Annotated in this window: 14 protein-coding genes; 2 read left to right on the forward strand and 12 right to left on the reverse strand. The window is 68.9% G+C overall.

Annotated elements, in window-relative coordinates; genetic code table 11:
- Positions 1–40: 40 nt before the first annotated feature.
- The 7 genes from BLT03_RS16530 to purU form a co-directional block, all read right to left on the reverse strand.
- Positions 41–1,951: a sensor domain-containing phosphodiesterase gene (locus BLT03_RS16530; protein WP_245711429.1), complete on the reverse strand. Its 1,911-nt coding sequence runs from the start codon at positions 1,949–1,951 to the stop codon at positions 41–43.
- A 73-nt stretch (positions 1,952–2,024) separates the two neighbouring features.
- Positions 2,025–2,420, reverse strand: coding sequence for a response regulator (locus tag BLT03_RS16535; RefSeq protein ID WP_092744861.1), 396 nt, complete (start codon positions 2,418–2,420; stop codon positions 2,025–2,027).
- Positions 2,417–2,917 carry a GAF domain-containing protein gene (locus BLT03_RS16540; RefSeq protein ID WP_092744862.1) on the reverse strand — a complete coding sequence of 167 codons (501 nt, stop codon included), beginning with the start codon at positions 2,915–2,917 and terminating at the stop codon, positions 2,417–2,419. Before BLT03_RS16540 ends, BLT03_RS16535 begins: the two co-directional genes overlap by 4 nt.
- Positions 2,918–2,960: 43 nt before the next feature.
- On the reverse strand, positions 2,961–4,499 hold the full coding sequence (locus BLT03_RS16545; protein WP_092744863.1) for a chemotaxis protein CheW: 1,539 nt from the start codon (positions 4,497–4,499) through the stop codon (positions 2,961–2,963).
- Positions 4,496–6,226, reverse strand: a complete 1,731-nt coding sequence (locus tag BLT03_RS16550) for a methyl-accepting chemotaxis protein (protein ID WP_092744864.1) — start codon at positions 6,224–6,226, stop codon at positions 4,496–4,498. Before BLT03_RS16550 ends, BLT03_RS16545 begins: the two co-directional genes overlap by 4 nt.
- 322 nt (positions 6,227–6,548) lie before the next feature.
- Complete coding sequence (locus BLT03_RS16555) at positions 6,549–7,502, reverse strand: LysR substrate-binding domain-containing protein (protein WP_245711430.1); 954 nt, start codon at positions 7,500–7,502, stop codon at positions 6,549–6,551.
- A gap of 10 nt (positions 7,503–7,512) precedes the next feature.
- Positions 7,513–8,361, reverse strand: coding sequence for a formyltetrahydrofolate deformylase (purU, locus tag BLT03_RS16560; protein WP_092744865.1), 849 nt, complete (start codon positions 8,359–8,361; stop codon positions 7,513–7,515).
- Between the two features lie 130 nt (positions 8,362–8,491).
- On the opposite strand from purU, the gene BLT03_RS16565 reads away from it, so the two are divergent.
- On the forward strand, positions 8,492–10,462 hold the full coding sequence (locus BLT03_RS16565) for a putative bifunctional diguanylate cyclase/phosphodiesterase (RefSeq protein WP_092744866.1): 1,971 nt from the start codon (positions 8,492–8,494) through the stop codon (positions 10,460–10,462).
- Between the two features lie 121 nt (positions 10,463–10,583).
- On the opposite strand, the gene BLT03_RS16570 is transcribed toward BLT03_RS16565, so the two are convergent.
- From BLT03_RS16570 to BLT03_RS16580, 3 genes are all read right to left on the reverse strand, one after another.
- Positions 10,584–11,504: a ChaN family lipoprotein gene (locus BLT03_RS16570; protein WP_092744867.1), complete on the reverse strand. Its 921-nt coding sequence runs from the start codon at positions 11,502–11,504 to the stop codon at positions 10,584–10,586.
- 70 nt (positions 11,505–11,574) lie between these two features.
- On the reverse strand, positions 11,575–13,287 hold the full coding sequence (locus tag BLT03_RS16575) for a phospholipase D-like domain-containing protein (RefSeq protein ID WP_245711431.1): 1,713 nt from the start codon (positions 13,285–13,287) through the stop codon (positions 11,575–11,577).
- A gap of 220 nt (positions 13,288–13,507) precedes the next feature.
- Positions 13,508–14,200: a nitroreductase family protein gene (locus tag BLT03_RS16580; protein ID WP_092744868.1), complete on the reverse strand. Its 693-nt coding sequence runs from the start codon at positions 14,198–14,200 to the stop codon at positions 13,508–13,510.
- Positions 14,201–14,485: 285 nt separating this feature from the next.
- On the opposite strand from BLT03_RS16580, the gene BLT03_RS16585 reads away from it, so the two are divergent.
- Complete coding sequence (locus tag BLT03_RS16585) at positions 14,486–18,085, forward strand: ribonucleotide reductase barrel domain-containing protein (protein WP_092744946.1); 3,600 nt, start codon at positions 14,486–14,488, stop codon at positions 18,083–18,085.
- On the opposite strand, the gene BLT03_RS16590 is transcribed toward BLT03_RS16585, so the two are convergent.
- Together BLT03_RS16590 and BLT03_RS16595 are read right to left on the reverse strand one after the other, a co-directional pair.
- On the reverse strand, positions 18,064–19,431 hold the full coding sequence (locus tag BLT03_RS16590) for a heavy metal sensor histidine kinase (protein ID WP_092744869.1): 1,368 nt from the start codon (positions 19,429–19,431) through the stop codon (positions 18,064–18,066). The two genes, BLT03_RS16585 and BLT03_RS16590, sit on opposite strands and share 22 nt — an antisense overlap.
- A gap of 15 nt (positions 19,432–19,446) precedes the next feature.
- A complete protein-coding gene (locus BLT03_RS16595) occupies positions 19,447–20,145 on the reverse strand; it encodes a heavy metal response regulator transcription factor (protein WP_092744870.1) in 699 nt (232 codons plus the stop codon).
- Positions 20,146–20,147 lie beyond the last annotated feature (2 nt).

The raw sequence follows: 20,147 nt of genomic DNA on the forward strand, positions 1-20,147 counted from the left end.
GGCACGGCCGCGGCCCGGTGCGGGCCGCGCTGTGGGCACTCTAAGCCATTCCGCTGCCGAAACCGCTACCGGCCGAGACCATCGGGGCGTGAAGTTCTTTCGCGCCGGCCGTGAAAAGCTTTTCATGCTGCGCCGCAAAGAAGGGCGCCACGGCTTCCGCTTCCATCGGATAGGCCAGGAAGTAGCCCTGCGCGAGGTCGCAGCCGGCGTCGGACACCATCTCCAGGATCTCCCGGCTCTCCACGCCCTCGGCCACCAGCTGGTAGCCCAGGCGTTGCCCGAGCGCAATGATGGTGCGCAGCAACGTCCACGCCTGCATGTCGTGGGCGATCGGCTTGACGAGCGACTGGTCGAGCTTGAGCATTTCCGCTGGCAGCGCGCGCAGGCACGACAGGTTGCAGTACCCGATGCCGAAGTCGTCCAGCGACACCTTCAGGCCCATGGCCCGGATTTCCTCCAGCACGCCTTGCGTGGCGCGTCCGTTGAGGGCCACGTTCTCGGTGCACTCGATGTGCAACTGCCGCGCGGCCACGCCGTGCAGCGCCAGCGCGTTGCGCAGGATGGTGACGAAATCCGGGTGCTCCAGATTGCGGGCCGAGACGTTGATCGCCATCGTCAGCGACAAGCCCTGCAGGTTCCACTCCGCCAGCTGGGCCAGCGCCGTGTGCAGCACCCATTCGGTGAGCAGGTGGATCAGCGCGGTCTGCTCCACCTGGGGAATGAACTCGGCGGGCGACACGTTGCCGTGGCGCGGGTGGCGCCATCGGATCAGCGCCTCGACGCCGGAAAAGCGGTTCTGGCGCACCTCGAACTGCGGCTGGTACACGAGCCGGAAATCGCCTTCCGCCAGGCCCTGCGGCAAGCCGCGCAGCAGCGCGAAGGCGCGGCGGTGGGCGGTGTCGGATTCGGGGGCGTACCAGACGAAGGGGCGTTGCAGTTCGTCGGCCTGGTGCAGGGCCGAGGTCGCGCGGCGCAGCACGTCGTTGGCGGACTCTTCATCGAGCGTGAACCGCGACAGCCCGGCCACCAGGTGCAGCTCCAGCACCACGCGGCTGCTGCGAAAGGCTTCCTGCAGGTGGCGCTGCACGGCCTGCACGGCCTGCTCCTGCGCCGCGGGGCTGTCTTCCGGCAGCAGGTACGCGAAGCGCGTTTCAGAGGCGTGGTAGAGCTGGACCTCGGGCCCCAGCGCCTGGCTCAGGTGCCGTGCCACGTCGCGCAGGCCCGCCTCCAGCGGCGCGATGCCGATGGCGCGCACGGCCTGCTGCAGGTCGCGGTCGCGGATCACGTCCAGCAGCACGAGCGTGCGGGGCTCGCCGGGCGTTTGCGCGCAGCGGTCCATCAGGTCGTGCACGAGCTGGGCCCGGTTGTACAGGCCCGTGATCTCGTTGATGCGCCCGGCCGTGCGCAGCAGCGCGATCTCATTCATCACCAGCGCGGCCAGGTCCTTCAACTGCTGGCGCTGCGTGGCATCGAAAGTGCGTGGCCGCTGGTCCAGGATGCACAGCGCGCCGAGCGCGTGGCCACCGGGCAGCACCAGCGGAGCACCGGCGTAAAAGCGCACGCCCACGTCCCCCGTCACCAGCGGATTGCGGGCAAAGCGGTCGTCCAGCAGCGTGTCGTTCACGACCAGCAGGTCGGCCCCTTCGATGGTGTGGTGGCAGAAAGCGATCGACCGCGGCAGTTCGCAGGCGGCCAGGCCAATGCGCGACTTGTGCCATTGGCGGTCGGCCTCCAGCAGGGTCACCAGTGCAATGGGGGTGTCGAACAGCGTGCTCGCCAGGCGGGTGATGCGGTCGAAACCATCGCTGGGCGGCGTGTCCATCAGGCCGCTCGCCCGCAGGGCGAACAGGCGCTGCTGTTCCTTCTGGTGGTGCGCTTCTTGTTCCAGGGCAGCTTCGCGGGCGGAGGCGGGATCGGAATGCGGTGTCGTCGTCGGTGTCAGCGCTTGCACGGCCTGCTTTCTCCCAAGGCGTCGGTGGAATGGTTCATGGGGCGGCGGTTGGCCGCCGCGCGTTGTGGCCGGGTCATCGTTTGTGCTCCGCCATCGCCTGCACCGATTCGAGCAGCGTGCGGATCTTGAACGGCTTGCGCAGCGTGTCCTGCACGCCGATGGCCTCGCGCCATGCGTCGCGCTCCGGGTCCACTTGCGAGGACAGCGCCAGCACCGGCATGTCGGCCGGGCAGGCGAAGGCGCCGCTGCGCAGGCGCGAGAGCAGGTCGGTCGAGGCCGAGACATCGTCGCAGTCGAGCACCAGGCCGAAAAACGGCCGGGCGGCCAGCACGGGCAGCGCGCGCGCCACGCTGGTGGCCTCATGGAACTCCACGAGGCCGAGGTCTCGCGCCACCGAGACGATCGTGCGGCGCAATACGAATTGGGGCTCCACCAGCAAAAGGAGGGGCAAATGCGGCAAGCGGGTCATGCTTCGGTTTCTTTTTTTCCGGCAATGGTTTCATTGGCCAGCTGGCCCAGCGCCCGCAGCACCGCCCTTTCGGTCGGGTTCAGGCTGCGGGGCTTGGTGTCGATGATGCAGAGTGTGCCAAGGCGCTCGCCGGTCGGTGCGCTCAAAGGGGCGCCGGCATAGAAACGGATGTGCGGCGCCTGCGTCACCAGCGGGTTGCCCGCAAAGCGCGCATCGAGGTTGGCGTCCTCCACCACGAAGAGTTCCGGCTGCAGGATGGCGTGCGCGCAAAACGAAACGTCGCGGCCGGTCTGCGGCAGGGCCAGGCCCACGCGCGACTTGAACCACTGCCGCTCGTCGTCGATCAGGCTCATCAGTGCGATGGGGGCGTCCAGCTGCTCGGCCGCGAAGCGCACGAACCGGTCGAACCGCTCTTCCGGCGCCGTGTCGAGCAGCATCAGGTCTTGCAGCGCGCGCAGCCGCTGCGTTTCGTTGTCGGGGAGCCTGGCTGGGATCATTTTGGAAGAGGTCCTGGAAGGTAGGTGGGAGGCAGCGCCCGGATCAGCCGAGCAGGTAGGCCATTTCGCCCAGGTCGACCACGACCATGCTGGCGCTGTTGCCCTCGTGCTCGTGCGTGATCATGCGGAAATCGCCCAGCGAGCCCAGCCGCATTTCGCGGTGGTCGGCACGGTGGGCCGGCAGCCAGTTGCACAGCCGTGAAATCGCGATGCCCACCGTCGCGTGGCCCCGGGGGTGGGGCTCCAGCAGGATCGCCATGCGCGGCACCATGGGGCTCGGCTGCCCGTCGAACGAGGGCAGCGACACCACCTTGAGCGTCTTGCCGCGCCACGGCATCACGGCTGGACGGCCGAGCACCAGCTCGTCGATGGTCGGCTGCGGCAGCTCGACGACGCCGACCACGCTGTCCACCGGCGAGGCATACAGCGCGCCGGCTTCGAACACCAGAAAGTGCGAGTCGGCCGGGTTATTGCCACCGCCACCGCCATCGCCATCGCCATCGTCATCGTCATCGTCATCGTCCGAATTCTCATCGCCGGCCGCGCCCGGCCGCACCTGGCTCATGGCGGCCTCGGGCACGGCATCGAAGAGTTGGTCGATGTCCAGCACCCGCAGCGTGCCTACGTCCGGCACCGAGACGATGCCCTTCAGGAAGGGTTCGCCCGGGGTGCGCGCCAGGTCGTCCTCCACCAGGTCGGCCAGTTGCCGGCAGGTGTCCGCGAGCAGGCCGATCCACTGGCCCTGTCGCTCCAGCACGGCCACCCAGGGCGGCAGGGCTGTGCCGGCCTGGGCCGGCGGGGCGGCAATGCCCACCAGCGGCAGCTTGCGGCCGCGCAGTTCGCTGATCGCCACCGTCAGGCCGCCGCCGGGCAGGCTCAGTTCCACGGACGGCGTGGGCACCACGGTGTTGATACCGCTGGCGGGCACGGCCCACAGCTCGTCGCCCACCGCGAAGACGGCATGCCGGATGGCAGCCACTGCGTTGCCGGCGGCAGTCGGCAAAGTGGCCGCAGTCGCGGCGGCTCCGCCGGCCCAGGCCGCGTCTTCGCACCAGACCTGGCACAGCGCCATGAGGCGATCGACCTCCAGCACCGACAGGATGGGCGCGCCGGCGGAGGCCGGCACGACCGATTCGAACAATTCTTCATCGCTGCCGCCATCGTGGTGCACGCGCACGATGTCTTGTGGGGCGACGGCTTTCACGCCCATGACCTCATCGACCCGCAGCCCGATCCGGGCCTGCGGCGTGTGCAGCACCAGCACCCGCTGCTGCGCAGCCGGCATGGACGCCTCGCCCATGGGCAGCCAGCGCTCCAGCGAAACGACCGGCACCGGCCGGCCAGCCAGGTCGATCAACCCGGCCAGCGCGCCTTGCCGGCGGGGCAGGGGGGACAGGCCTTGTGCAGGCATCGCCAACGCCCGCTCGACCTGCGTGGCCGCGATCGCGATGTGGCAGTCGCCCACGCGTACCCGAACGTGCGCGGCCGGCTGCGGCGCTTCGAGGGACTGCGCAGTCGCCTCCGGCACCTCGGCCAGGGCGGGCGCGGCCGCATGGGGCACGGCGCTGGCAGGCAGGCTCATGCGGTTTTGCGCCCGGAACTGGCGTCCTGCAGCTTGTCCAGCAGCGCCACGACGTTCTGCGTGGAGGTTTCCTGTTCGAGCATGGCGTTGCGGATGTCGCTGATGGACTGCGTGGTGCTGTCGACCGCGCTCAGGATGCGGTTGAAGGCCGCGCTCACGTCTTCGGACAGCCGGCCGCCTTCGGCCACGCGCGAAACACTGCTGCCCACCAGTTTGGAGATTTCCTGCGCGGCGAGCGCCGACTTTTCCGCCAGCTTGCGCACCTCGTCGGCCACGACGGAAAACCCGATGCCGTGCGGCCCGGCGCGCGCGGCCTCGATGGCGGCGTTGAACGCCAGCAGGTGCGTCTGCCCGGAGATTTCGCCGATGGTGGCCACGATGTCGCGGATGTCGGTGGACGATTGCTCGATGGCTGCGATGGCTTCGCGCGAGCGGGCCAGCAACTGGTTGCCTTCGCCGGCTTCGCGCTGCGTCTGGGTGGCCAGAGCGGCCGACCGCTCGGAGCTGCGCGCCACGTGCTCGATCGACGCCGAGATTTCATGCAGCACGGCACCGATGTCCTTCACCTTCTGCGCCACGGCCTCTTCGCGCTCGACCTGCTCGGTCACGTTCACGGCGAACTTCACCACCTTGTAGACGCGGCCGTCCGGGTCGAGGATCGGGTTGTAGGTGGCCTGGATCCAGATGCCGGCGTCGTGCTTGCCGATGCGGCGGTAGCGGGCGCTCTGGAACTTGCCCTCGCCCAGGTCGGCCCAGAAATCGCGGTAGACCTGCGTTTTGACGAAGGCGGGGTCGCAGAACATGCTGTGGTGCTTGCCGCGGATTTCGTCCAGCGTGTAGCCCATGGTGCGCAGGAAGTTCGGGTTGGCGGTCAGGATGCTGCCGTCCACGCTGAATTCGACCACCGCCTGCGACAGGCCGATGGCGTCGAGCTTGCCCTTGGTTTCCGCCGCCTGGCGCGTCTCTTCGGTGATGTCGGTGGCGAACTTGACCACCTTGTACGGCTTGCCCGAGGAGTCGAGCACCGGGTTGTACGACGCCTGAATCCAGACGTCCGCACCGTCCTTGGCCACGCGGCGGTAGCGCCCGGCGTCGACTTCGCCCCGGCCCAGCCGCTCCCACAGGCGCGCGTATTCGGCCGAGCGCACCACTTCGGGCGCGCAGAAAAGGCTGTGGTGCTGGCCCACGATCTCGTCCTCGGTGTAGCCGAAGACTTTCAGGAAATTGCCGTTGGCGTGCAGCACCTTGCCGCTCAGATCGAACTCGATCAACGCCTGCACCCGGTTCACCGCGGCGATCTTGCCTTCGAAATCGGCCTGGCTGTTGCGCGCATGGGTCACGTCGGTGGCCAGCTTGACCACGCCCACCGGGCGCCCGGCGCTGTCGAAGATCGGGTTGTACGAGGCCTGCAGCCACACCGGCTCGGCCTGCTTGGTGAGCCGCAGGAAGACATCCTCGACGACTTCGCCGGCGGCCAGGCGCTCCCACATCGTGCGGTAGGCCGCGCTGGCGGCCAGCTCCGGCGGGCAGAAGATGCGGTGGTGCTGCCCAACGATCTCCTCCAGCGTGTAGCCCATGCGGTCCAGGAACAGCGGGTTGGCATGCTGGACCCGGCCGTCCAGGTCGAATTCGATGGTGCATTGGACGCGTTCCAGTGCAGCCAGCAGCCCGGTGGTGCGGGCGCGCTCGAACTCGGAGGCGGCAAGGGGGACGAGGGAAGCGTTCATGGCGGCGAGGTCCTGGTGGGCGGGGTCAATGCGTTATCGGCCATTGCTGCGGCCGGCTTGAATGCAGCGCCTGCAGGAGGACCGACAAGGCGCGTACTGTCCGTGCTATGGGCCGCCCACGCCTCCCTTTTGAAATCAACCTGTGCCAACGCAGGGCTTTGGGAATCTTGACGGGGCTCGGCCTGCTGCGCAAGCGTGTTTTTTACAAAAAGCGACATTTCGTGGCCCCGCGCGGCTTGCCGGGCAGAAGCCATCGGTTTGCCGCCGCAAAGACCCTTGGAACGGATAGGGAACAAGGCAGGGCAGGTCGCCTTGCCGCCGCTCAGCCCATGGTGCGGCGCAGCCAGTCCGTGAAGGCAGCGCACTCCCAGCGGTCCATGGTGCCGGTACGCCAGCACAGGTAGTGCGCGTGGGGGCTGGGGGCCTCGCCCGGGTACAGGCGCACCAGCGTGCCGTTTTCGAGCCAGGGCGCGCCCAGCTTGAGCCGCACCAGCGCCACGCCCATGCCGGCCGCGGCGGCGTCGCACATCAGGCCGATGTCGTTGAACTGCGAGCCTTCGGTGGGCTCGGCCCAATCGAGGCCGCTGGCGCCGAACCAGGTGCGCCAGGGTTCCAGCGGGCTGCGCAGCAGCGGCACGCTTTCCAGGTCTTCCGGGCGCTCGAAGGGGCCGTGCTCGCGCACGAAAGCGGGCGAGGCCAGCGGGGTGACCCGGTCGCGGGCCAGCTCCACGTGTTCCAGGTCGGCGTAATGGCCGGGGCCGAAGCGCACCACCAAGTCGGCATCTTCGGCCACCACGTCCAGGAGGGGAATGGACACCTGCAGCGCCAGGTCGATTTCTGGATAGGCCTCGGTGAACTGGCGCAGTCGCGGGATCAGGATGGCCCGGGCGAAGGTGGGCGTCACGGCCAGCTTGAGCCGCCGTTTGCCCGGCGCCGCAGCCGCGCCTGGAAAGCGCTGCAGCGCGCTCAGGCCCTCGCGCACATGGGCCAGGTAGGCGCTGCCTTCGGTGGTGAGCGAAAAATCGGCGCGACCGAACAGCCGCACGCCCAGGGTCTGCTCCAGCTGCCGCACGCGGTGGCTCACGGCGCTGGGGGTCACGCACAGCTCGTCGGCGGTCTGCGTCACGCTGCGCAGGCGGGCCAGGGCCTCGAAGGTCAGCAGGCACTGGATGGGCGGGATGCGGCGGCTCCCGGCCGGCCCGTCCCAGCCGGCGGTGCCGGCATCGGCCGCGCGCGCGTTGCTGCGCGCGGGTTCGGGCGGCCGGGGGGCGCTCATCGGGCGGTCTTCAGCGGAAGATGACGGTCTTGTGGCCGTTGAGCAGCACGCGGTGCTCGGTGTGCCACTTCACGGCGCGGGCGAGCACCTGGCTTTCGGTGTCGCGGCCCATGGCGGTCAGGTCCTCCACCGTCTTGCTGTGGTCCGCGCGGGCCACGTCCTGTTCGATGATGGGGCCTTCGTCCAGGTCCGCCGTCACGTAGTGGGCGGTCGCGCCGATCAGCTTCACGCCGCGGTCGTGCGCCTGGTAGTAGGGCTTGGCGCCCTTGAAGCTGGGCAGGAAGCTGTGGTGGATGTTGATGGCCCGGCCCTGCAGCTTGCGGCACAGATCGTCCGACAGCACCTGCATGTAGCGCGCCAGTACCACCAGTTCGGCGCCTTCGGATTCGATGATCTCGAACTGCCGGGCCTCGGCCTGCGCCTTGGTGGCGGCCGTCACCGGAATGTGGTGGAACGGCACGTTGTAGCTGGCCGCCAGTTGGTAGAAATCGCGGTGGTTGCTGATGATGGCGGCGATGTTCACGGGCAGCAGGCCCGACTTCCAGCGGAACAGCAGGTCGTTCAGGCAGTGGCCCTCGCGGCTGACCATGATCACCGTCTTCATCGGCTCCGAGGCGGCGTGCAGCTGCCAGTGCATGCCGTGCGGGCTGGCGAAGGCGGCCAGCTGCGTCTTCAGCGCCGCATGGTCGTGCTCCCCGCAGGCGAACTGCACGCGCATGAAAAACAGCCCCGTGGCGTGGTCGTTGTATTGGGCGGCCTCTTCGATGTTGCCGCCATGCTCCAGCAGGAAGCCGGACACCGCATGCACCAGCCCGAGCTTGTCGGGACAGGACAGGGTAAGGATATAGGCTTGGTTCATAGCGGGGCGATTGTCGCAGCACCCGGCGTTTGTCCGGCGGGGCCTCGGCCGGGCGCGAAAATACGCGCTCATCTCACGGAGCGCGGGCGGCAGCACGGCGCCACCGGTGGCAAGCACGACAAGGACATTCATGGAAGAAGAGGAGGGGCCCGCCCCGAAGCGGGTGCCCGGCTGGGCATGGGCCGGGTACGTCGCGGCGGGCGTGGCCTGGCTGGCGGGCGGCGATGCGCTGCTGGCGTCGCTGCCGGGTGGCGCCGGCCTGTACGGCAGTGCCAAGGACATCGCCTTCGTGTTCGGCTCCGCCGCGCTGGCGGCGGTCGGGTTGCGCTGGCTGCGCGCCTCCGATGCCGCCGCGAGCGCCGATCAGGGCCGCGAGTTCGCGCAGATGGCGCAGAGGGCGCGCGGCGCCGAAGAGCGCCAGCGCCTGGCCACCACCGTGGTGGACAACGCCATCGAGGGCATGGTGGTGACCGATGCGCACAACCGCATCCTGTCGGTGAACGCGGCCTTCACCCGGCTGATGGGCTACACCGAGGCGGAGCTGCTGGGCGAGACGCCCCGCCTGTTCAAGTCGGGCCGGCACGACCGCGCCTTCTACGAAGCCCTGTGGGCCGAGCTGTCGCGCACCGGCCGCTGGCAGGGCGAGATCTGGAACCGGCGCAAGAACGGCGAGGTGTTCCCCGAGCGCATGTCGCTCAGCACCGTGCGCGACGGCGCGGGCGCGATCACGCACTACGTGTGCCTTTTCACCGACGTGTCGCAGGAGCACGCCCAGCGCCAGCGCCTGGCGTTCCTGGCCCACAACGACCCGCTGACCGGGCTGCCCAACCGCACCTGGTTCGCCCAGCGGCTGCAAGAGGCCACCGCCCAGGCCCGCGAAACCGGCGAGCCCATGGCCGTGCTGCTGCTCAACCTGGACCGGTTCAAGGACGTGAACGATAGCTACGGCCACGCCGCCGGCGACGAAGTGCTGCGGCACATCGCGCGCCGGCTGGAATCGGCCCTGCGCCCCGGTGACCTGGCCGGGCGCCTGGCGGGCGACGAAATCGGCGTGCTCGTGCGCCAAGCCCACAGCGAAGACGAGGCCGCCGCGATCGCCCGCACGCTGATCGCCGCTGTGGCCGAGCCCTGGCGCTCGCCCGAGGGCTTTGAGGTGGTGGCCGGGGCGAGCGTGGGCATCAGCCTGTTTCCGCGCCATGGCGACAGCGCGCAGGCGTTGCTGCAGGGCGCGCACGCGGCCGTGTACGGCGCCAAGGAGCGCGGGCGCGGCGCCTGGTGCTTTTTCAGCGAAGCCATGACCCGGGCCGCGCGCGAGCGCCTGGCGCTCGAATCGCGCCTGCGCGCCGCGCTGGCGCTGGGCCATCTGCAGCTGCACTACCAGCCGCAGGTGGACATTGCCTCGGGCCGCGTGATCGGCGCCGAGGCGCTCGTACGCTGGATGGACCCGCAGGAGGGCCTGATTTCGCCCGCGCGCTTCATTCCCGTGGCTGAGCGCTCCGGCATCATCGGCCCGCTGGGCGAATGGGTCATGCACGAGGCCTGCCGCCAGGGCCAGGCGTGGCGCGAGGCCGGGCTGCCCGGCCTCACCCTGGCGGTGAACGTGTCGCCGCGCCAGTTCCACCTGACCGACCTGGCCGGCTGCGCGGCCTCCGCCCTGTCCGCCTCGGGCTACCCGCCGACCCTGCTGGAGCTGGAGATCACCGAAGGCGCCCTGGCCGAGCGCCCCGAAGAGGCCCGCCAGGTGCTGCTGCGCCTGCGCGGCCTGGGCCTGCGCATGGCGATCGACGACTTCGGCACGGGCTATTCATCGCTGGCGCACCTCAAGCGCTTTCCGATCGACGTGCTCAAGATCGACCAGGGCTTCATCCGCGACCTGCCGCAGAACACCGACGACATGGCCATCTGCACGGCCATCATCGCCATGGGCCACAGCCTGGGGCTGGCCGTGCTGGCCGAAGGCGTGGAGACGCCCGAGCAACTGGCCTTCCTGCGCGAGCGCGGGTGCGACCGCTACCAGGGCTACCTGTGCCAGCGCCCGCTGCCGGCGGCCGAGTTCACGGCGCTGCTGCGTGCGCAGGTGCCTGGGCCGGCGGGCGCGTAGCGAAACGGGCGCGCTCGGGGCTGGAGCGCCGTGGGGTCAGTGAACTTTTTGCTATGAAAATCATAGCTGTACTCCCTAGTGTTTATTGCGCTGGAGGCTTTTTTGATGCTAGGCCGTCAACTCATGGTGCGGCGCCCTTCGTACCCCGTGCACCTTGCCCAGCTTGTGAGCCTCGCAGCTCGGCGCAATGGTCGCGCTGCGGCAGGGCCGGGGTGGCGTGTACCGCGTCCGCCTCGCCCGGCAGAGCCGCCGGCGCGCCCTCGGCCTGCGCCAGCGCCACCTTGGCAACGAGGCCGGGAAACCAGTGCGTCGGAACGCCCACGCTGCGCAGCACGTGGCCGCCGCCGGCCACCAGCACCACCGCCTGCCCAGGCCGCCGCGCCGCAGCGGCCACGGCCGCCATGCGCGCATCGCGGGCAATCTGAATGCGGGCCATGCCGGGAATCTGCGCCTCGGGCAGCAGGCCGCAGTGCCCGTCGCGCAGGGCCGTGTACTGGCGCTCCAGCGCGGCGGGGCCAAGGTGGCGGTCCCAGCGCTCGTCCCGCATCGCCTCGCCCATTTCGCTGCGCGGCAGGTTGCCGCCGCGCACGGGCACGCCCGCACGCACCGCCGCCATCGCCACCGGGCCGTACTGCGCCCACGGCCAGGCCGCCGCGTTCCAGCCGAGCGCCTGCTGCACCTGGCCTTCCGTCGCATCGCGGGGCAGGCCGTCGGTGGCGCGGCCGCTGTCGGCCATCTCCATCACCAGCGCCGCCAACTGCCCGCGCGCGGCCAGCCACTGCACGGCCTCGCGCTCCAGCGCCTGGTGTTCGGGGGCGTCGTGCTGCTCGCCGATCAGCAGCACATCGGCGGGCAGCAGGGATTGGACCTGGGCGAGCCAGGGGGTGGGGGCAGCAGGGTCCGGGGGCGCATGCGCGCAGCCGGTGAGCAGGGCCAGCAGCAGGGCGGCAGCGAGGCGGGGGCCTCTCGGCCACGGCGCGGGGCCGAGTCGATGGGCTGCATGCCGGGAGGGCGATCGGGAGGGAAGCAGGGTGCCGTGCATGGGCGCATGCTAAGGCCATGCCCTGCCGACCCGCGCCCTCCCGCAGCGCGGCCCGTGGGCGAGGCCGCCGTCAGCGGTGGCGGGGGGCCGTGGCCGAGAACGTGCTGATCGGGCTGGTGCAGCCGTTGTAGAGGTCGTCGAACAGCGCCTCTTTCACCGCGTGGCCCTGGGTCTCGAACAGCATGAGGTTCTCGTTCGAGCGGTAGTGGGACTGGCCGTCCAGGTTGTAGGAGCCCGTCATGACGATGCTGGAGCCGTCCTGGCGCTCCAGGATGTAGTTCTTGGCATGGCCCACGGCTTGTTCCGCGGTGTTGAAGTTCTGCGCTGCTGCCAGGGTTTCGCTCGGCGCGAAATGCCGCAGGTTGAGGGTGCCCACGGAGGAAGACGCCGGATGGGCGAAGAACTTGCGTGCCGCCCGTTCCAGCGCCGTCCGGTTGTCCTCGTTGATCAGCACATTGACGTTGCAGCCCCTGGCGAGCGCGTCGGTGATGAGCGCCATGCCTTCGCTGCCGATGGTCTTGTTCACGATGTTGATCGTTTCCCCTGGCTGGGCTCCGGAAAAGAACCGGGACATGACCTGTCCGATGGGCTTGCCTTCGATGTGGCCGCGCGTGGAGAACATGTTCTTGTAGCCGCTCGACGTGTTCTGCACCCAGAGCACCTTGTGCGCTGCGCCATCGAATTCCACCCCTGCCTGGGCCAGGGAGTCGCGCAGGCGCGCGACGGCCTGTTCCTTGTGCGGTCCGGCCTGATCGAGTGGCGATTCGATGTCGACCGCTCCCAGGGCGTGGATGCGTGACAGGTCCTTCATCTTCTCCATGACCAGTTCGCCTTCGCCGTTCACCTGGAGCTGCCCGCCGTGCACGGTGTGCCTGCCGATCAGTTCGTCGAGGAAATAGTCCCGCTGCCGTGCTGCCAAAGGCTGGCTCAGCGTGACGCATCCGCCGTCCATCCAGCTGTCCTTGGTCTTGTTGGCCAGGCTCGCTCCGAGGGTGGCTGCGACCCCCCTGTCATTGATGCAGAACTTGTTGTGGTGCGATCCGGCCACGCCCTTGGCCTTGGCGGCGACGAAGTAGAGGTTGCACAGGGGCCGGGTGATCTTCAGGCTCGCGTCGGTCTGCTGCCGGTTGTAGGCCTTGACGACCGCGGGCCACGTGGTGGTGGCATTCGTTCGGCTGCTCGAGCGCAGGCTCATGTTGGTCGTGACGTTCTGGCCCACGACCGCGGAGATGGCCGCGTTGGTCTGCAGCTTGTTGTCGTTGTAGAAAAGGACGAACGAAAAGTCCTTGTCGTGCTGCTTCCTGGCGAGCGATTCCAGGATCGCGAACATCGTCCCGGAGATCTTTTCGGGGTCGTGGTCCTTGGCCGGATTGACGTTGAACGACGTGATGATGGCGAACTTCTCGGCCGAGTCGATGGTCATCCGGATGAGCTTCTTTTGCCGGTCTTCGCTGGTCGGGGCCAGGGTCAGCACGAACGCGTGGTCGTCCCGATGGCAGTAGGCCGCTTTCCCGGCGGCGATCAGTTCCGCATGAAGGCCGTCTGTGAACTGGCCCGGCGGCGCGCCCACTGCCGGCCGCGGGTGGTGGGTCTCGCCCGTGTCCGGGCCGGCGGCCCCCTCGGTCGGAGCGATGAACGGGGCCGCCACGCGGGACGCTGGCGCATTGCGCTGCGAATCCGCAGGCTGCGCGCCCTGCGCTGGCGAGCGCGAAGGGTGGGAGGAAAGCCGCGCGTTCCTGCCGGCCGCCGAAGTGCCCGTCGACCTTTGGCGGGCCAGGGGCATGCCTTCAGCGGATTCCAGGCTGGATGATTGGCTGGCAGGCGAGGGACCTCGGGGGGGCTGCGGTGTGGGTGCCGCGCTGCCTGGTCGAGTTGCGCGGCTGCGCCCTGCGTCCGATGAAATCATTTTTCACTCCCTTAAACGGAGTGATCCTGCCGCTCTCCCGCGTGGAAACGCCGAATGCGCGCGAAGTCGTTGCCGCTCAGGCGAACGCGCGCCGGACTCACACCTCGGTGACGAACTGCTCGCGCGGGCGCCGCACCTTGGCCAGCGGGGCCAGCCAGTCCTGCTCGGCCTGCCGGTAGCCCAGGGGCAGAATCGCGACGCTGCGCAGGCCGCGGGCGCGCAGGTCCAGGATGCCGTCGAGCGCCTCGGGATCGAACCCTTCCATGGGCGTGCTGTCCACCGCTTCGTACGCAGCGGCCATCAGGGCTGCGGACAGGGCGATGTAGGCCTGCCGCGCCGCGTGCTGGAAGTTCACCTCGGCGCCGCGCTGCGGGTAGGTGTTCAGCAGCATGTTGCGGTAGTTCTCCCAGCCCTCGTTCTTGAAGCCGCGCACCGCGTTGGTGTAGTCGAACATGGCGTTGATGCGCTCGGGGGTGTAGTCGTCCCAGGCGGCGAACACCAGCAGGTGCGATCCGTCCGTGATCTGGGCCTGGTTCCACGCGATGGCCTGGATGCGCTGGCGCACCTCGGTGTTGGTGACCACGATGATCTGAAACGGCTGCAGCCCGCTGGAGGTGGGCGCCAGCCGCGCCGCTTCGAGGATGCGCTCGACCTTCTCGGCCGGCACGGCACGGGCGGGGTCCATCTTCTTGGCCGCATAGCGCCATTGCAGGCGTTCGATCAGCGGGGTCGCATCGGGGCCGGAAGTCACGGTTTCGAGTTCGGCGGCCAGTTCGGCAGTGGGGGACATGGGATTTTTCCTTGAGGGGCAAGAGCGATGGGGTGGTCGGGCGCGAACCAGGCGCGTCGCCTGGACTATGGGGCTTCCGGCCGGGGGGAATAACCCCCTGCCGGGGAATCGCAGCGTTTCGATCCAGGAAACAAAACGCAACATTGGCCGCCACCGCCGTGCCTCTGACACCCCTTCGGCGCCATCGGCAAATCCTCGCCGTTCGCGTTGACATTGGGCAACCCGCAGGGGCGCGCGCAGGAGTAAAACAGCGGTTTGGCAGTGTTTTTGGAAAGCGCCAGCGACATGCAACGCGACCCCTTCACCCCCATGGCGTCCGACGCCACCCCCGTGCAGCCCATCAGCCTGGACGTGCTGCGCGAGAAGTACCTCAAGCCCGGCGAGACGGACGTGGAGGACCTCTACCGCCGCGTGGCCCGGGCCCTCGCCTCGGTGGAGCCCGCTGCCGAGCGCGCGGCGCACGAGGCACGCTTTCTCGCCAACCTGCGAGCGGGGGCGATCGGCGCCGGGCGCATCATGAGCGCCGCCGGCACCGACATCCAGGCCACGCTCATCAATTGCTTCGTGCAGCCCGTGGGCGACTGCATCCAGGGCGTGGACGACGGTGGCTACCCCGGCATCTACGAAGCTCTGCGCGAGGCCGCCGAGACCATGCGGCGCGGTGGCGGCGTGGGCTACGACTTCTCGCGCATCCGGCCCAAGGGCGCGCAGGTCAAGGGCACGGCCTCGCTCGCGTCGGGGCCGTGCAGCTACATCAACGTGTTCGACCAGTCGTGCTCCACGGTCGAGAGCGCGGGCGCGCGGCGCGGCGCGCAGATGGGCGTGCTGCGCATCGACCATCCCGACGTCCTCGAATTCATCACCGCCAAGCGCACGCCCGGGCGGTGGAACAACTTCAACGTGTCGGTGGGCGTGCCCGACGCCTTCGTCAAGGCCGTGGTCGATGGCCAGCCGTGGGACCTGGTGCACGCGGCCCGCCCCGGCGCCGCGCTGCTGGAGCAAGGCGCGGTGCAGCGCACCGACGGCCAGTGGGTGTACCGCACCGTGCAGGCCCGCGACCTGTGGGACACCATCATGCGGTCGGCCTACGACTTCGCCGAGCCGGGCATTCTGTTCCTGGATGCAATCAACCGCGACAACAACCTGCATTACTGCGAAGCGATCGCGGCGACCAATCCCTGCGTCACGGCCGACACCTGGGTCATGACGGCGGACGGCCCCGCGCAGGTAGCCGACCTCGTCGGCCGGCAGTTCGGCGCGGTGGTGGACGGCAAGATCTTCGCGACGGAGAGCGATGGCTTCTTCAAGACCGGCCACAAGCCGGTGGTGGAGCTGCGCACGCGCGAAGGGCACGCACTGCGCCTTACGGCTGACCACCGCGTGCGGCGCGTGGCGCGCCAGACCCGCTACGCCCAGGCCCTGGAATGGACGCCGGCCGCAGAACTGCAGCCCGGCGACCAGATCGTGCTGCACGACCACCGCGCGCTGGGCGGCTGGGACGGCGCAGGGACCGAGGCCGAGGGCTACCTGCTTGGGCTGCTCGTGGCCGACGGCATCTTGAAGGCCGACAAGGCCGTGATTTCGGTGTGGGCGCCCGAGCTGCGGCAGGTGGGCAACGGCACCGTCGCCTATGCCGCCACCGGCGCGGCCGGCATTGTCCAGGCGGCGGAGGCCGCTGCTGCCACGCTGCCCCACCGTGCGGATTTCGGCGGTTTCCAACGCCCCATCGGCGCGCGGGGCGAGGCCCGCATGGCCAGCGGCGCGCTGTGGCGCCTGGCGCATGCCCTGGGCATGCGGCCGGGCCACAAGACGATCACGCCCGCCATGGAACGGTGCTCCTCGCACTTCGCCGCAGGCCTGCTACGCGGACTGTTCGACGCCAATGGCTCGGTGCAGGGCGCGCAGGACAAGGGCGTGAGCGTGCGCCTGTCGCAAAGCGATGCAACGCTGCTGCGCATCGTGCAGCGCATGCTGCTGCGCTTCGGCATCGCTTCCACGCTGTACACCGGTCGGCGCCCCGCGCAGCAGCGTCTGCTGCCCGATGGCCGCGGCGGCCAACAAGCGTATTCCACGCGGGTCCAGCACGAGTTGGTGGTGGCGGGCGACAACCTGCCGGTGTATGCCGATCGCATCGGTTTTGCCGACACCGCCAAGGCCGGGCGGCTGGAGGCAGCCCTGGCGGGCTACCAGCGCCGCCTGAACCGCGAGCGCTTCACCGCCACCGTGGAGTCCATCGCGCCGGTTGGCACCGAGGACGTGTACGACGTCACCGTAGCGGACTGCCATGCCTTCGATGCGAATGGCCTGTACGTGCACAACTGCGGCGAGCAGCCATTGCCGCCCTACGGCTGCTGCGACCTGGGGCCCATCATCCTCACGCGCTTCGTGCGCAACCCGTTCGGCCTGGCTGGCGCGCCAGCCTTCGATTTCGAGGCCTTCGAGCAGAGCGTTGTGACGCAAGTGCGCGCGCTCGACAACGTGCTGGACGTGACCTTCTGGCCGCTGGAAGCGCAGCGCGCCGAATCGGCCGCCAAGCGCCGCATCGGCGTGGGCTTCACGGGCATGGGCAACACGCTGGCCATGCTGTGCCTGCGCTACGACCGTGCCGAGGGCCGCGCCATGGCTGCGCGCATCGCCGAGCGGCTGCGCGATGCGGCTTATGCCGCTTCGGTGGCGCTGGCGCGCGAGAAGGGCGCGTTTCCGAAGTTCGACGCCGCGGGGTACTTGGCGCCCGGCACCTTCGCCAGCCGGCTGCCGCAGGACCTGCAGGCGCAGATCCGCGAGCACGGCATCCGCAACAGCCATCTGCTGTCGATCGCGCCCACGGGCACGGTGAGCCTGGCCTTTGCTGACAACGCCTCCAACGGCATCGAGCCGCCGTTCTCGTGGACCTACAAGCGCAGGAAGCGCGAGGGCGACGGCCGCATGAGCGAATACGCCGTGGAAGACCATGCCTGGCGCCTGTACCGCGAACTGGGCGGCGATGTGAACGCGCTGCCCGAGTACTTCGTGAGCGCGCTGTCCATGCCCGCCGCGGACCATATCGCGATGATGGAAGCGGTGCAGCCCTTCGTCGACACGGCCATCTCCAAGACGGTGAACGTGCCGGCCGACTACCCCTACGAAGACTTCAAGGACCTGTACCTCAAGGCCTGGCGCGCGCGCCTGAAAGGGCTGGCGACCTATCGGCCCAACACCATCCTGGGTGCTGTGCTGGAGACCCATGCGCCCGAAGCTGCGCCTTCCGCTGCGCCTGCCGCCATGCCCGCCGCTTCATCGGCGGCTGCGGTGGTCCATGACCCGATGCGCACCGTGATCGAAAGCCGCCCCAAAGGCGCGCTGCCCGCCGTGGCGGAAAAGGTGGAGTACTGGACGCAGGAGGGCCACAAGACGCTGTACCTGGTCGTGTCCTTCTTGCCCATGCCCAATGCCAACGGCACCGGCACGGTGGACCGCGCCATCGAGTTCTTCATGCCCGTGGGCCAGAGCGGTGAATCGCAGCAATGGATCACCTCCAGCATGCGCATGCTCTCGCTGGCCGCGCGCGGCGGCTTCCTGGAGCGCGCCCTGAGCGACATGCGCAAGGTGGCGTGGGACCGAGGCCCCGTCCGCCTGGGCACGCGCCAGCGCGAGGACGGCACCCGCGTGCCGCTGTGGCACGACTCCGAAGTCGCCGCCATGGCCTACGCCATCCAGAACATCCTCGCCAGCCGCGTGCCCGACCCCGTGCAGCAGGTGCTGCCGCTGGACGAGCCCGAGGCACCCATGGGCATGCCCCCGGCCATGGCCGGCAAGAAGTGCCCCGAGTGCGGCGCGCATGCGGTGATCCGCAAGGATGGGTGCGATTACTGCACGCAGTGCGGTCACCTGGGGAGCTGTGGTTGAGCCACTGCGCCAGCGCCCGTCCAGCTGCCAAAGCGAATTCCTACTTCGGTTCCCTCTGACGTGGAGTGCGCCCAGACGCCGCCACCGTGCATGCGCGCGATGGCGGCCACGATGGCAAGGCCCAGTCCGGCGTGCATGCCTTCGCGTTGCCGTGCCGAGTCGGCGCGGTAGAACCGATCGAACAGGCGCGGCAGCACTGCCTCGGGAATCGGTGTCCCCTGGTTGACCACGGAAACGCTCGGGCCGGCCGCGCCCTGCGCGGTCAGCACCACCCGAACGGTGGTGCCGGGCTTTGCGTAACGGCATGCATTGCTGAGCAGGTTGGATACCCCCCGCTGTACCAGCCGGTCATCGACCGGCAAGAAGAGTTCGCCCTCCAGCGCCAGCCGGAGACCGCTTTGCGCAGCGTGCGCTTCGTGGTACTCGAAAAGTTCGGAGATCAGCCTGCCCAGGCTGTGCGGGGCGTCCACCCGGGCACGCTGGCCACCGTCGGCACGCGCCAGGAACAGCATGTCGTTCACCACAGAGGCCATGCGCCCCAGCTCCTCCAGATTGGACTCCAGCGTTCTTGCCAGTTCGGGCGCCGCGCGGGGCCGCGACAGCGCCAGTTCGGTTTTCCCGATGAGGGCGGTCAGTGGCGTTCGCAGCTCGTGCGCAACGTCGGCATTGAACGCCTCCAGCTGGGTTCGACCCGTTTCGAGCCGGTCGATCAACTCATTGAACTGTTCGACCAGGGGCGCCAACTCGGTGCTGTGTCGAGACAGCTGCAGGTGCGTGAGTTGTCCACTGGCTGACATCGCCTGGGTTTGCGCTGCCAGATGGCGCAACGGATGCAGGTCACGCCGCACGACCACGATGGCGAGGCCTGCACTCAGCAGCGCGCCGATGGCCGTCGCCAATGCCAGCAGGTGTGCAAGTGCCTGCTGGCGCTGCTCGTCCTGCGCGATGTCGATATCGAAGCGGCCGGTCAGGGCGATCTGCCCATCTGCCGATCGCAACTCGAACCGGCGCGAGCGTACCTGCGCCGACAGCGTATGAGCCTCGTCGTTCGAATCCTGATAGAAGGCGGTGCCGTCCGCACGGCGCAGCTCCAGCCGCGAGCCTTGGCGTTTGACCGCGTTGGTCTGCAACAGGTCCAGAAAATCCTGGGTCCCCGGGCGTAGCAATGCGCTGGAAGTCTCCACCAGCTTTTGTACCTTGATGGCGAGCAGTTGCGACTGGGCCCGCTCGTGCAGCGTCTGAACTCCCAGGTACACGATGATTGAGATCGCGCCAAGCAGCAGTGCCACGCCCGCGCCCAGTTGCAGCGCGATCCGGCGGACGACCGAATGCGTCGCCATCAACATGCGATCACGCCGCCGTTACGCGTCGCCGTCGTTGCCACCGCGGTGCTCCATGATGTAGCCGACGCCTCGCACCGTATGGATCAGTTTGTGGCGGAATGCGTCATCCACCTTCGCGCGCAGGCGCCGCACCGCTACCTCCACCATGTTGGTATCGGAGTCGAAGTGGATGTTCCAGACGCGTTCGGCGAGCGTGGTGCGGGTCAGAACCTGGCCCTTGCGGCGCATCAGGAGCGACAGCAACTGGAATTCCTTGGTCGACAATTCAATCCGGCGGCCAGCCCTGCTCACCTTGTGCGCCCCCAGGTCGAGCTCCAGGTCCGCGATGCGCAACTGCGTATGTTCCTGGAAACTGGCCTGCCCACGCCGGATCAGCGCTTCGACCCGCGCTTGCAATTCCGAGAAAGCGAATGGTTTGACGAGGTAGTCGTCTGCGCCCGCATTCAGACCGTGCACTTTGTCGTCGAGGCGATCGCGCGCGGTCAGCATCAGAACGGGCAAGTTGCCCTTGCCACGGATAGCGCGCAGGACTTCGAAGCCATCGCACCCAGGGAGCATGACGTCCAGCAGCACCAGCGCGTGGTCGCCGGCGAGCGCCATGGCGCGTCCGCTCGGTCCGTCGTGCGCGATGTCCACCCGGTAGCCGCACTCGGAAAGCCCCTGACAAAGGTAATCGGCCACACCGCGGTCATCTTCAATCACCAGCACTTTGTGCATTG

The organism is Paracidovorax valerianellae, from assembly GCF_900102625.1.
Lineage (GTDB): Bacteria > Pseudomonadota > Gammaproteobacteria > Burkholderiales > Burkholderiaceae_C > Paracidovorax > Paracidovorax valerianellae.

Coding starts and splice junctions, on each gene's coding strand:
- BLT03_RS16535 (WP_092744861.1), bottom strand. CDS start 2,420: ATGACCCGCTTGCCGCATTTGCCCCTCCTTTTGCTGGTGGAGCCCCAA.
- BLT03_RS16540 (WP_092744862.1), bottom strand. CDS start 2,917: ATGATCCCAGCCAGGCTCCCCGACAACGAAACGCAGCGGCTGCGCGCG.
- BLT03_RS16545 (WP_092744863.1), bottom strand. CDS start 4,499: ATGAGCCTGCCTGCCAGCGCCGTGCCCCATGCGGCCGCGCCCGCCCTG.
- BLT03_RS16550 (WP_092744864.1), bottom strand. CDS start 6,226: ATGAACGCTTCCCTCGTCCCCCTTGCCGCCTCCGAGTTCGAGCGCGCC.
- BLT03_RS16555 (WP_245711430.1), bottom strand. CDS start 7,502: ATGAGCGCCCCCCGGCCGCCCGAACCCGCGCGCAGCAACGCGCGCGCG.
- purU (WP_092744865.1), bottom strand. CDS start 8,361: ATGAACCAAGCCTATATCCTTACCCTGTCCTGTCCCGACAAGCTCGGG.
- BLT03_RS16565 (WP_092744866.1), top strand. CDS start 8,492: ATGGAAGAAGAGGAGGGGCCCGCCCCGAAGCGGGTGCCCGGCTGGGCA.
- BLT03_RS16570 (WP_092744867.1), bottom strand. CDS start 11,504: ATGCACGGCACCCTGCTTCCCTCCCGATCGCCCTCCCGGCATGCAGCC.
- BLT03_RS16575 (WP_245711431.1), bottom strand. CDS start 13,287: ATGCCCCTGGCCCGCCAAAGGTCGACGGGCACTTCGGCGGCCGGCAGG.
- BLT03_RS16580 (WP_092744868.1), bottom strand. CDS start 14,200: ATGTCCCCCACTGCCGAACTGGCCGCCGAACTCGAAACCGTGACTTCC.
- BLT03_RS16585 (WP_092744946.1), top strand. CDS start 14,486: ATGCAACGCGACCCCTTCACCCCCATGGCGTCCGACGCCACCCCCGTG.
- BLT03_RS16590 (WP_092744869.1), bottom strand. CDS start 19,431: ATGTTGATGGCGACGCATTCGGTCGTCCGCCGGATCGCGCTGCAACTG.
- BLT03_RS16595 (WP_092744870.1), bottom strand. CDS start 20,145: ATGCACAAAGTGCTGGTGATTGAAGATGACCGCGGTGTGGCCGATTAC.